General features: G+C 51.9%; 8 protein-coding genes. All 8 read left to right on the forward strand.

Going from position 1 to position 13,673, the window contains the following annotated elements:
- The first annotated feature begins 40 nt into the window (after nt 1-40).
- The 8 genes from ACY1JZ_RS03440 to ACY1JZ_RS03475 all read left to right on the forward strand — a co-directional run bounded on the left by ACY1JZ_RS03440 (nt 41) and on the right by ACY1JZ_RS03475 (nt 13,643).
- On the forward strand, nt 41-862 hold the full coding sequence (locus ACY1JZ_RS03440; RefSeq protein ID WP_462628080.1) for a MerR family transcriptional regulator: 822 nt from the start codon (nt 41-43) through the stop codon (nt 860-862).
- 7 nt (nt 863-869) lie between these two features.
- Nucleotides 870-1,922, forward strand: a complete 1,053-nt coding sequence (locus ACY1JZ_RS03445) for a serine hydrolase domain-containing protein (protein WP_462628081.1) — start codon at nt 870-872, stop codon at nt 1,920-1,922.
- 145 nt (nt 1,923-2,067) lie between these two features.
- Nucleotides 2,068-2,799 (forward strand): ZIP family metal transporter, encoded by a 732-nt coding sequence (locus tag ACY1JZ_RS03450; RefSeq protein WP_270171080.1) that lies wholly within the window; start codon nt 2,068-2,070, stop codon nt 2,797-2,799.
- Nucleotides 2,800-3,114: 315 nt separating this feature from the next.
- Nucleotides 3,115-3,645, forward strand: coding sequence for a GNAT family N-acetyltransferase (locus ACY1JZ_RS03455; protein ID WP_462628082.1), 531 nt, complete (start codon nt 3,115-3,117; stop codon nt 3,643-3,645).
- A 29-nt stretch (nt 3,646-3,674) separates the two neighbouring features.
- Nucleotides 3,675-4,937: a macrolide family glycosyltransferase gene (locus tag ACY1JZ_RS03460; RefSeq protein WP_462628083.1), complete on the forward strand. Its 1,263-nt coding sequence runs from the start codon at nt 3,675-3,677 to the stop codon at nt 4,935-4,937.
- Between the two features lie 113 nt (nt 4,938-5,050).
- Nucleotides 5,051-6,040 (forward strand): C39 family peptidase, encoded by a 990-nt coding sequence (locus tag ACY1JZ_RS03465; RefSeq protein ID WP_462628084.1) that lies wholly within the window; start codon nt 5,051-5,053, stop codon nt 6,038-6,040.
- Entirely contained in the window at nt 6,010-9,132 is a 3,123-nt protein-coding gene (locus ACY1JZ_RS03470) for a cyclic peptide export ABC transporter (protein ID WP_462628085.1), read from the forward strand. The genes ACY1JZ_RS03465 and ACY1JZ_RS03470 overlap by 31 nt, the downstream gene beginning before the upstream one ends.
- A gap of 5 nt (nt 9,133-9,137) precedes the next feature.
- The gene (locus ACY1JZ_RS03475; protein WP_462628086.1) at nt 9,138-13,643 is read left to right on the forward strand and encodes a non-ribosomal peptide synthetase; all 4,506 of its coding nucleotides are present in this window, start codon (nt 9,138-9,140) and stop codon (nt 13,641-13,643) included.
- Nucleotides 13,644-13,673: the final 30 nt, after the last annotated feature.

The raw sequence follows: 13,673 nt of genomic DNA on the forward strand, positions 1-13,673 counted from the left end.
CTTCTGCGCAGAATGACGTGGATACGACGGAGGTGATAAGATGCTGCCGATCGGCGAGTTCTCTAAATTATGTGGCGTCTCCACAAAAACGCTGCGATATTACAATGAAATCGGATTGCTCCTCCCGCAGAATATTAATCCAGATAACGGCTACCGCTATTATTCGACCCAGCAGCTCAAGGACATGCTGTGGATCAACCGTTTGAAGTCCTTCCACTGCTCCCTGGAGGAGATCAAGTCCATACTGGAGCAGGGGAGTAAGACATTGGAGGAGGTTCTGCTGCACAAGCAGCGTGAGCTGCTGGAGAAGCAACGGGAGCTAAGCTACACGCTGCTGCAACTGGGGCAGGATATTGGCAAGGTCAAGGAAGGCATACCGATTATGGCCTATGTAGACGATATTGTGGTGGAGCTGGTTCATACGGAGTCGATGGAGCTGCTGTCCATTCGTCGCATGATGAGCAGCGCAGATTACGCGCAGGGCTACAAGCGCTATTTTGATCAACTGTACGCGCGCGCTGCAAGTGAGGGACTGAGTCTCCCAGGAGCACCAATGACCTTCTATCATAGTGACCAATTCGACCCGGCAGGCAATGACACGGAATTTGCCCTCCCGATAAGCGTACCCGTGGTAGGATCGCGCACGCTGCCACGCCGCTCATGTGCCAAGGCGGTGTACACAGGCGCGTATGCCGACCTCCCCGCCGTCTATGCGAGAATGTGGGATTGGGCGGAGCAGCAAGGCTATGCGCTAGTGGACTCACCCTATGAGATCTATCTTACAGATCCAGCTCATTCCGCGGCAGATCAGCTTGTCACCGAGGTGTATTTTCCCGTCAAGCTGAATCTGTCAAGGAGCTGAGTGATACGTGAGAGAGAAATTATGGCCAGGCGCGCAATGGGAAGTCATCTCGCCGGAAGCAGCCGGGATGAGCAGCAGCAAGCTGAATGCGTTGGAGCTGGCGATTCAATCCGGCTTTGGCAATATGAATGGCATCGTTGTCGTCCGTGACGCCCGCATCGTGTTTGAACGTTACTATAACGGTTATGGACCAGAGGATGCGCATCATGTTGCCTCGGTGACGAAAAGCGTGCTGTCAGCGCTCGTAGGCATCGCTATGGAGGATGGCGCAATGGACAGCCCGGAGCAGCAGATTATGAGGGTGTTCCCAGAGTATGCTGAGCATGGAGAAGAGGAGACAGGAGTAAGAAGCCAGGTGACGCTGGGGCATCTGCTCACGATGACGGCTCCCTATCCGTTCCCGGACTGGCAGGAGCGGCTGGATGAGCTGTGCATGCAGCCAGACTGGGTAGGCTACACGATGGGGCGGCTTGGCAGACAGGGCGCACTCGGCGCCTTCAAGTACAGTACAGCCGGGGCTCATCTTATGTCGGCGGCGCTTACACGCTGCACAGGCAAGAGCGCGCGGCAATTCGCTAACGAGCGGCTGTTCGGACCGATCGGCATGCAGACGATCCCTGATTATATCATGGAAGGCTATGGGTTCGATGAGCTGTTCGGAAGCAAGGTAAAGGGCTGGGTGCATGATCCTGCAGGCAACTCGACTGGTGGATGGGGGCTGACGCTGACGCCGCGGGATATGGCTCGGTTCGGCTGGCTCTACGTGCAGGGGGGGAGCTGGCACGGGGAGCAGATCGTTCCTCCGGCTTGGGTCGAGGAATCCACTACAGCTCATACGCCGCAGTATGGCTACCTCTGGTGGCTTCATGAGGAGGATGGAGTGAAGGCGTATGCAGCAATCGGCGATGGCGGCAATATGATCTGCTGTGTGCCTGCTTGCGGCCTGGTCGTTGCCGCGGCGTCCAGCTATACCCCGGAGCCACGGGATTGCTTGCGGCTGGTCAGAGAGTATATCCTTCCGGCAACTTATGATAAGATGAATGATGGGCGCATAGTCTAGCTATCAGGGGCTAGCGCCCCCAGCATCGCATGGTGCCGATCTGTCTATTCGATCTGCACCATTTTGCTGGGCGGTGTATATCTATGTAAGCAGGCGTATTGAGCGGTCTACGCTTAAAGCCCGCGCCTGGAAGGGAAGAAGCAACATGACGTCTGCATTAATTGGTAGCTTTATTTCTGCGATGGCTACAGTGCTCGGAGCGCTCCCCCTGCTCTTGTTCCGCTCCTTGTCCGAGAAGTGGAAGGATATTCTGATTGCCTTTACGGCAGGCATTATGGTGTCGGCCTCGCTGTTCGGCTTGCTGCCGCAGGCGCTGAAGGAGGCTGGGCTGATTCCGCTTACGGTTGGCCTAATGATCGGCGTCATCGTGCTCGATCTGCTGGAGAAGAACATTCCACATATTGATATAGAGAAGAGACGGGGAATCTCGTCCTTTAATACGAAGACCCTGCTTGTGATGTTCGCGTTGTTCATTCATAACATTCCCGAAGGGTTAAGCACAGGCTTCAGCTATGCCAGCACCAATGAGGGGCTGGGGCCGATGGTGGCGATAGCGATCGGGGCGCAGAATATGCCGGAAGGGCTGGTGCTTGCCGTCTTCCTGATGCAATCCAAGGTCAGCAAGCTCAAGCTGCTGATGATCGTCACCTTAACAGGGCTGATGGAGGTCGTCTCAGCCATCATCGGTTATTTCACCGCTAGCTACATCCAGTGGCTGATTGGCTACGGGTTGGCATTTGCCTCGGGCGCGATGCTGTTTATCGTCTATAAGGAGCTGATACCCGAGACACATAGCCATGGCTATGAACGACCCGCAACGTATTCCTTTATTTTTGGTCTAATCATCATGATCTATATTAGCTATTTCTTTGGATAGCAATCGAGGGCCAGGAATACTAGATGATTCATGCATCGATGATGAAATGTGGTGCAGCTATGCTACGTGATGATAGGTTCCATGCGCATTCGGATATCATGCTACTGGCGGAAACTGGCGGAAGTCGCATCATATATCCTGGTTAGTACGACATATTCGACCTATATAATTCATTTAATACCACTTATTGACACGATTGTGTGAATAGACATATAATGATGTCAGTAAGCTAGCCATCCGCTGCAATGCTGCACCGCTGGCTCTGATGGATAGCTCTGGCGCTCTTTTTGGCATCAACGATTCGGAGGGAAGCTAGTGACTATTAAAATCATAGATATGGAGAAAGAAGGGCTTCACAAGCTTGGCGAGATCGACCGCTCGGAATTTGTGCGTCGAATCCATGTCTATACGAACGGTTCTCTTCAGACCCAAGAGTTGAATAAGGATGTCCCGAGATGGAGCGAAGACGAAGTTGAAGATTTCATCCGAGCGTTGACCCTGAAAATCAAGGGAGGGGGCAGGCTCGTAGGAGCATTCGATAATGATCTGCTAGTGGGAATTGCCGCGCTGGGCGGTGAATTTATCGGTGAGAATCGAGATGAGCTGCAGATGGCGTTTCTTTATGTAAGTCATGCCTACAGAAGACAAGGGATTGCCCACCGCTTGATGGATCGGATGTGTGAGCTGGCCAGAGAACGAGGAGCGAAACGCTTGTATATCTCTGCGACAGAAACCGAATCGGCGGTTGGATTTTATTTGAACTATGGATGCAGGCTGGCTTCAGATGTGAATGCCGAGCTGTATGCTCTTGAGCCGCATGATATTCATATGGTCAAAGATGTATAGATGGAGAGGCATTGCCGGGAGGGATCGCTATGTCGAAAGTCATTTTCCTGGGGACGCCGTTACACGGGCATACCTACCCCTCGCTAGGATTGATCAACGAGCTGGTGAATAGAGGCGAGCAAGTGATCTATTACTCTTCAGACTACTTCCGAGAAGCGATCGAGAAGGCTGGAGCTGTGTTTCGCAGGTACAAGCATCCCGAATTGCACACCGAACTTGAGTATACGCATGATGCCGTTGTCCACTCCCAGAGGCTGTATGACTTGAAGCACTTCTATGGCGGACTCGAGGGCTCCATGAAAATATGCAGCGAGATGGTGCGCGAGGTATTGGAGGAGGTCGAGAAGGACAACCCCGCTTATATTATCCATGATTCAACCGCACATTGGGGAAAGCAGCTTGCCAGAAGACTTCAGCTCCCTAGCATCGCGTCCATTACGATGTTCGCCTTCTGTGACAGGATTTTGGAGCTTCACCCCCGCACAGTGCTCGAAAAGTTATTCCGAATTGAAGTGAATTCCTCCGATCAGCTACACGATACGCTTCGAATGCTGGAGTTAATTCCGAAAGCATTAACCCAGAAATATGACTTGACCCATTTCAAAAGTCAGGATAAATTCCTGTGTACGGGCGACCTGAATATTGTCTATGTTGATGAACGCCTGCAGCCTTATGCTGAATTATTTGACGACAGCTTCAAATTTGTTGGCCCCTCATTTTTTCAGAGAGATACATGCCATGCCCGTTCCTTTGGCGATTCCACAGATAAACCTCTCCTCTATATTTCGCTGGGTAGCATGGTGAACAAGCTAGGTATTTACGATCATTTTTATGAGCTTTGCTTTGAGGCCTTCGGAGAGCAGGATCTTCGTGTGGTGCTCAATGTCGGCACAGAGCATGATTTATCTTCTATGCGCAACGTACCCGCTAACTTTCAAATGACAAACTTTGTCCCCCAACTTGAGATTTTGAAATCTACCGATGTTTTTATATCCCATGCCGGAATGAATAGTGTAAGCGAATCGATACATTTCCACGTCCCCCTTCTCTTACTCCCCCAGACCGGGGATCAATATTATGTTGCAGAGCGAGTCGAACACATAGGGGCAGGGCTCTGCCTCGATCTGCAGACACTGGATGCTGCGCAATTGCGTAGCGCCGTGGAAACCTTGCTCAAGGATCCGACCTATCGTGAGAACTGCAAGTCATTTCGAACAGCGAACTCAGGTAACGGCCATAAGGAAGCGGCTGACGAGGTGTTCCGTTTTAAGCAAGTCCATTCTATTGTCTAATATGATGGAGGGATTCTTAATGACCAAAGCAGAAAAGATGAAGAGCATTGTTGTGGAACAGGCTGCCTCCTATATGGAGGAACAGGGAGCGGAATCAGTGGGAGTGAACGAGCGTGCCGGAGAATAGCTGTCCGTCCGGCCTTATCGATATTAGTCCGATTAAGGAATTGGACTACAATTGTATTGACGGCATCATTGCCAGCGTTGCCGGGTGGCTCGGACGCGATTATGAACTCATGTTTCTAGGATCATGGGACTTCGCCTTCAGCCTCGATCTGCACGGTCAATCGCTGGGCAGGCGGATGCAGCTATTGCCTGAGCCTGTCTTGCAACTGCTGGACAAGTATCACGGTATACGTCGGATCGCCGAAGCAGCGGACAGCTCTCAGGAGGGGATGACCCGCATCAAGGAGCTGATTCCAACAGGAGTGCCCGTTGTTCTGACATGCAATGCCTACTGGGTTCCTTGGGATAAGTATTATGGACAGCAGCACACTGTTCACTCCTTCCTTGTTGTGGGCATTGATGTCCATTCACGTCATTTGTATTGCACCGACCCGTATTACAGGAAGAACAAGGTCAGTTTGTCGTTTGAGCATGTTGAGAAAGCATATGCCTCTATGTCGACGTTTGTGCCGCTAAGCCAAGAGCCTCCTGTACTAGCCCATGCGCTGCAAGAGCTGCAAGAGCTGCTCAAGCAACAGCAGCACCGTGATCTTTATGCTGAGATGAATGGCTTTGCCCGCCACATCACATCGATCGATCTGGAGGCGGAGGCAGGCGATTGTGAATTCCTGCCGAGCCTTCCATTGTTTGAAGCATTGCAGGAAGTCGCCCAAGGAAGGCATAAGTTTGCGCGGTCACTCGATTATTTGGGGCGAGCCGCCCAGCTCACTCCTCTGCAAGAAGCTGCCGCTGCATTCAGACAGTTGGGCGATAGCTGGAACATGGTTCGGGGCACACTCATGAAGATGTTCATGACCGGTCAGGTCAGTGAGGAGCAACTGAGCAGCCTGTCTTGCACCATCAGAGACTTAAGTGAACAGGAGCAGCGGTGGAGGGAAGCATTGCTATGGTGTACTCAAAAACAGCTCGATTGTTGATCCTTGCATTCCTTCTCTTGCAGTTCGTCTTAGCCGATCACACCGCACGGGCCGAGACAGCCGCGCCCCTGCGTCACGACATGGACGAAGAGGCGATCGCACGTCTTATCGATGAGCACCGGAAGGCGGGAGACATTCCAGGGCTAGCCGTGGTCATTGCGGATGGACAGAAGGAGTTATACTCTGGTTTTTTTGGATATGCCAATGTTGAAGGCCAGATTCCTGTCACGGCAGATACCCTGTTCGAGCTAGGCTCCAACAGCAAGGCCTTCACTGCATTGGCGATCGTGAAGCTCTTCCATGAAGGTCTGATTCACTATAGCGATCCGGTGGACAAGTATCTTCCTTGGTTGAGGATGACCTATAAGGGAGCAGAGACAGCCATTACGATCGAGCAGCTAATGCATCATACTAGCGGCATTCCATTTCATTCCATTAAGGCGATACCTGCAAGCGGGGCTAGTGATGCGTTAGAGCAGACGGTGCAGACACTGCAAGGACAGCGTCTGGTTCATGAGCCAGGGAGCAAATATCTGTATGCAACGATTAACTATGATGTGCTGGGACTCATCATTCAGACGGTCACGGGAACAGCCTTCGAGAGCTATATGCAAGAGCAGCTCTTGACGCCTCTAGGTTTAACAGATGTCTACATGCTCCAGGAGCATGTAGAGGCTTCCAAGATGGCCACGGGCTATAAGTACGGCTTCGGCTCTCCAAGGCGCTACGATGCCCCGACATATAAGGGGAATCTGCCAGCGGGATATTTCATTACGAACGCCCATGGGCTGCTGAGGTGGATGCAGCTACAACTGCAGGGGGGAGCGGGAAGCCTGGCTCCCTATGGTGATTACATCGAGGAGACGCATCAACCGAATCGCACGGTGGCCCCGGATGGGGCAGGCGCTTCATATGGTGGAGGGTGGAGCATCTTCCAGAGAGGAACGGGAGAAATCTCTCATGGCGGAGCCAACCCCAACTTCTCTTCCTTCATTATTCTGCGTCCTGCAGACCAGCTTGCGATTGGTGTGATGGCGAACATCAACTCCAGCTATACCGAGTCTCTAGCCCAGAACATCTTGAATCAAATACTCGGCCAAGAGCTGGACATTGTGGCTCGTGATCAGAATAAAAGTGTTGACAAGCTGTCTACAGCCCTGTTCTTGCTTCTGAGCATCGTGGGTGTAGGCTTGATCTACGGCATCCTGAGTTTAGTAGTGAAGGCTGCTGCCTCCCGTGGATGGCAGCGCCAACCAGGACAACTGTTGAAGGCCATCTTCTATACGGTCTATCTGGGCATCTTTATCGCCAGCATTCAATTCATCCCCCATGTTTTTTTTGATAAGCTCGACTGGGCATTTCTGTATGTCTGGGGGCCGCTGAGTCTTCCGGCAGCGGCAGCAGCGTTATGCATCGCGGGGGTTCTATATTATGTATTCAGCATTGTTCAGCTCTTCTGCTCGAAGTCCAGCAAACCACCATACCACACTCTAATTGTTCTCAGCCTGTTAAGCGGCTTTGGCAATGCACTCATTATTTATACGATTAATGAAGCGATTATGCGGAATGAAGAACAACTGGTGAACGGATTGCTCTTCTACTTCCTGCTGGCCCTGCTGATCTATATCCTCGGGCAACGAATGATACGATTCAAGCTGGTGGAAATAACGAATGAGCTGGTCTATGCCAAACGGCTACAATTAATCAACCGGCTGCTGCAAACGAATTATGCGAAGCTGGAGGACATAGAGCACAGTCACATTCAAGCGTGCCTGAATAACGATACGGAAAAGATCAGCAACTTCGCCACGGTCATCGTCACAGGAGCAACAGGATTAACTACGCTGATGTTCTGTTTTGCCTACCTCGGCTCGATGAACCCCTATGGCCTGCTATTATCGGTACTGGTCATTGCACTTACCGCCGGCTTGTTCTTCCGCGTTAGTCAGCGGGCGAACCGATTATGGGAATTGACGAGAGATACGCAAAATGTATTCTTCGGCTTCATTCACGACCTCTTATTCGGGTTTAAGGAGCTGCGCATTAACAAGCAGAAGCGCGATGCGTTCGGGCAGGACATGGCGGAAAGCTGTAAGGTATACAAAACGAATCGTGTGAAGGCCGACTTGAAATTTGCGAATGTATCTATCGTTGGAGAATTGCTGTTTGTCATCGTCATCGGGGCCGTAGCCTTTATATTCCCCTATATTTTCAAGAGGTTTGAGGGGGACACCATACGGAGCTATGTGTTTGTATTCATCTATATGACCGGCCCGCTACACGCTGTACTCAACACGATCCCGGAGCTGATTCAGATGAGGATCAGTTGGAAACGAATTCATGCCATGCTAACTGACCTGGCTCAGCCATGGAGGCCAAGCCGCCTGAATGAACATGCCTCGGTACATCCGCCAACACCGTTCACCAGCCTGGAGGTTCAAGAGGTTGTGTATCGATACCATGATCACAATGGGAATCCGTTCTCCATCGGCCCGGTGAATCTGCGGCTAAATCAAGGCGAGATTACGTTTATTACAGGCGGGAATGGGAGCGGGAAATCGACGCTGGCGAAAGTATTGACAGGCTTATACCCACCGGATGAGGGCCAATTCATCATGAACGCCTTGCCACTTGCCAGCCATGAGGAGCTGGGGGAATATTACGCGACCGTCTATAATGACTACCATCTTTTCCCCAAGATGTATGGGGTGGACATGAACCAGCATGGTGATCAGGCCAAGAGGCTGTTGCAGGAGCTGCAGCTTTCATCCAAGGTCAATATTGTCAACGGAGCATTCGACACACAGGATTTATCAACCGGCCAGCGAAAAAGATTAGCGCTGCTTGCTTGTTGTCTGGAGGATAAACCGCTCATTTTGCTGGATGAATGGGCGGCAGACCAAGACCCGCAATACAAGGACTACTTTTACCGTGTGCTGCTCCCCAAGCTGAAGCAGGCTGGTAAATGCATCGTAGCCATCTCCCATGATGACCGGTATTTTGACTGTGCGGATGTGGTGCTCAAGATGGAATCCGGGCACATTGTCGAAATCCACAGGATGGAGAGAACTCAGAATTCCGTGAGAGGATGAGGCGTGTGAAGAATGTGGAGGAAGAAGTATATCCATTAACACACCCGCAAAGGCGGATATGGTATACCGAACAGGAGCATCCCGATACCTCAATCAACAATGTGGGCGGGATCGTGCAAGTAACCGGGCTTATCGATCCTCTCGTCCTGGAGCAAGCTATAAACCGGTTTATTGAAGAGAACGATGGGGTAAGAATCCGCTTGACAGCCATGGAGGCTGCGCAATACGTTACGAACTATGCGTATCGGAGCTTCCCCATGCTTTACTTTGTGAATGAGTCCGAATTACATGATTGGGCACAGCAGCAATTCGAGCTTCCATTTCCATGTTATGATAGCGATTTGTTTCAATTTGCCCGCTTCGAGGTTGCACAACGGTTGAGCGGATATGTTGTGAAGCTCCATCATTTGATTGCTGACGGCTGGTCTGTGAGCCTCATGACCGATCAGATTGCCGAGCACTATGAGAGACTGTCTGCAGGCGCGGTAGCGGTCACGAAGAAACCATCTTATCTGGAATGGCTGCGTGCAGAAGCTGATTATTTGAATTCTGAACGTTGCCGCAAAAACCGCTCTTATTGGACCAGGAAGCTGACCCCATTGCCCGAAGACTACATGTTTCGAAGCGCTCATGCAGCGAAGGGAAGACGCGAGGCTATCGATCTGGAACCAGAGCTCTCTCATCGTATCAGGCAATGTGCAGAGCATCTCCACATTTCATTGAATTCGATGTTTGCTTCGCTCATGATTCTGTATCTGTCCAAAACCATGCAGCAAAAGGAGGCGATCATTGGCATTCCGGTATTGAATCGTTCGGGAGCCAAGGAGAAGAACACATTTGGCATGTTCACCAGCACGATGCCGCTTCGCGTGAGCATCCATAACGAGGATTCGATCCAAGAATATATGAAGAAGGTGAATAAAGAACTCATCAGCGGCATCTATCATCAGAGATACCCGTTTGATCTGCTCGTGAATGACATTCAGCTCAAGAAGAACGGGTATGACCGTCTGTTCCAGGTGTGTGTGAACACATATAATACCAAGCTCCATCCACACTTTCACGGCATGCCTGTCGACAATCTGGAGCTGTACAATGGCTATCAGCCGTATGCGCTCCAGCTCGTAGTGAAGGACTGGTCCTCAGACGGGCGGCTGACCTTATTCTATGATTATCTGATCAGCGACTTCACGAGTGACCGCATCGCACAGATGCACCGGCGAATGGTCGGGCTGATGAAGCAAATGATCGATGCTCCGAAGCAGCCGCTATCGGCTCTTACTCTGCTGACAGAGCAGGAACGGCAGGAGCAGCTTATTCTCCGCAATGAAACGAAGGCGTACTATCCGCAGGATAAGACAGTCATCCATCTGTTTGAAGAACAGGTACTCGCCACGCCGGAGAAGATCGCAGCATCTGATGGCAGCTTAACCTTCACCTACGATGAACTGAATCGCCAAGCGAACCAGTTCGCCTATAGGCTGCGTTCGCGAGGTATTGCAGCAGGGGAGCTGGTCGGCATCATGGCTGGCCATTCCATCGCATGTCTCTCCGCTCTGCTCGGCGTGCTGAAGGCCGGGGGAGCCTATGTGCCGATTGACCCGGACTACCCGCAGTCGCGTATCCAACAGATTATAGCCAGCAGCCGGCTGAAGTACATGCTGGTTGATTGTACGGATCAAGTGCCGCCTGAATTTCGTGGACAGGTCATGCTGCTGGATGATCCTGTCTTAGACCACGGGGCCGATGCGAATGGGGATTCTCCTGCATCGCCGGACGGACTGGCCTATATCATCTATACATCCGGCTCTACCGGCATTCCTAAGGGGGTGAAGGTGCACCATCGCGGATTAATGAACTATATTACCTGGGCGGCCAAAAGCTATCTGAGCTCGGATCATGAGGTGTTTGCACTCTATTCTTCTCTTTCCTTCGACCTAACGGTGACCTCGATGTTCGCGCCATTGATTAGCGGGCATGAGGTGCGAATCTACAGGCAACATCGTTCCGAATTTATCCTGCGCGATATATTCGCAGACAATCAGGCTACGGTGGTCAAGCTTACACCTGCGCATCTGGCGTTGATTATGGACCTGGATTTGCGGCAATCGACGGTTCATTGTCTTATCGTTGGCGGCGATGATCTCAAGGCGTCGCTGGCTGAACGCGTGCATCATCTGTTTGGTGGACATATCCGAATCGTCAATGAGTACGGGCCTACAGAGACGGTGGTAGGCTGCATCGTTCATGAGTATGATCCGAAGCAGGATAGGCAGGGCTCTGTGCCGATCGGCCAGCCAATTCAAAATGTGAAGGTATATGTGCTGGATCAGGCCGGCCAGCCTGTGCCCGATGAACAGCCCGGGGAGCTATATATTGCTGGAGATAGTGTCGGGCAAGGGTATCTGTACCAAGAGGAGCTGACCGAGGCACGATTTGTTGCGGACGCTATCCTGCATACAGGAACCATGTACCGAACAGGGGACCTGGCTTGCTGGTCTGCAGACGGCACACTGCATTATCTTGGCCGTGTGGACCATCAAGTGAAGATCAAAGGCTATCGCATCGAATCGCAGGAGATCGAGAATGAATGTCTGCGCCTGCCCGAGATTAGGGAAGCTGTAGTCATCGACCGGGAAGACTCACGTGGACAGAAGTATCTGGCGGCTTATATTATCCCGGACAGAGAGGGCTTCGATACGATGAAGCTGCGACGCCACTTGATAGCACGCTTGCCCAGCTATATGGTGCCTGCTGCAATACAGTGCATGAAGCAATTCCCGCTTACCCCCAATGGCAAGGTAGATCGCGATCGCCTCCCCGACCCGTTAATAGATGTGCAAGAAGGGGAGAAGGAAGCTTATACGGCTGGCGGCAACGGAACCGAAGCAGCCGTGCTTGCAGGGTTGAAACACATGTTGAGCGTCGATGCCATTCATCCAGGCGATAACTTTTACTTTTTGGGAGGAGACTCGATCAAGGCGATCCAGCTATCCGCTCAGTTGAGAGAGCAGGGCGTTCATCTGACCGTCAAGGATATACTGGCATTCCCTGTCATCCGCGAGCTGCTTGCTGTTGCGACAGCAGCACCTGCAACGCACATCGCTCAGACCCCTGCAATGGGAGCAGTACCCTGTACGCCGATATGGCGCTGGTTTAAGGAGCAGCGATTCGCTGAACCGCACTATTACAATCAGTCTGTGCTGCTTCGATTACACCGGGAACTGCCAGTGGAACGACTCCGGCAAGCGCTGGGGAGATTAGTCGAGCATCATGATGCATTACGGCTTATCCTTCATGAGGAAACAGGCGAGCTGCACTATTGCAGCGAACGGTTAGGCCAGCTTCCCGAGCTTGCCTGGATCGATCTGTCGCACTGCACAGGCAAGGAAAGGATCGATCGGCTCAGGAGCGAGGGAGAACGATTGAAGTCGAGCATGAGCCTTGCGACGGGGCCCTTGTTCAAAGCTGCCTTATTCGATCTGGGAGAGCAGGGCCGGCGCCTTCTTCTCACTGCTCACCATGGGGTCATCGATGCGGTATCCTGGCGAATTGTACTGGAGGACTTCAGCTCGATCTGTCATGCCTTGCTGGAGGACGAGACAGTCGTGCTGCCCGCCAAAACCCATTCATTTCAAGCGTATGCTCAAAGCCTGGAGCAATATGGAGCATCCGACTCCCTGTTGGCTTCACTGGATTATTGGGAGGCTAGCGAGACACAGAGGCATGCTGACCTAGGTCTGGCACATCAACATCAGCAGCGGATTCCCTCGAAGTCTACGGAACGGACACTCGAGCTGACAGCCGAGCTCATAGAGGACGAGACGAAGCGATTGCAAACCTCTGCCAATGCGACTTATGCAACGACTACCCAGGATTTGCTGTTAACTGCGCTCAGCATGGTGGTCGGTCAGATCACGCATAGCCATGACGTTACGATTGAACTGGAAGGACATGGTCGCGAACCATTCACGCATGCGCTGGATGTGACGCGCACAGTCGGCTGGTTTACAACACTGTTTCCTGTCTGCTTCCACCCGAGCGGAGGAGATATGGGACAGGAGATTCAAGCGCATAAGGAGCAGCTACGACGCATACCGGATAAGGGATTAAGCTATGGTGTGCTGCGATACCTTAGGAATACGCTCTTGGCGAGCGAAGTTAAAGATTCCATTCGCTTTAATTATTTGGGGGAGATTGAAAGCGAGCTGCCATTTGGCCTGTTTTCGCTGGCCGAGGAATATAGCGGAGCCGACAGCTCCATACACAACCAGATGACCTGCGGTCTTGACTTCTTAGTGTGGATTGCTGGCGGAAGGCTTCATATTCGGCTGTCCTGTGACCCTGCGAGATATTCTCACGATAGTGCCGAACAGCTTCTGCATAGCTTCATAGCCCGACTGCAAGCCATTATCCATCACTGCGAGAACACAAAGGCACAGTCGGCGCCAGCAGTATACGACACCGTCGCCTTAACTCCGGATGAGCTGGACAACTTGTTTGTCGGGTGAAGTGAAATTAGCGATAGTGGGGGGATACAC

It is taken from the genome of Paenibacillus sp. J5, from assembly GCF_054955055.1.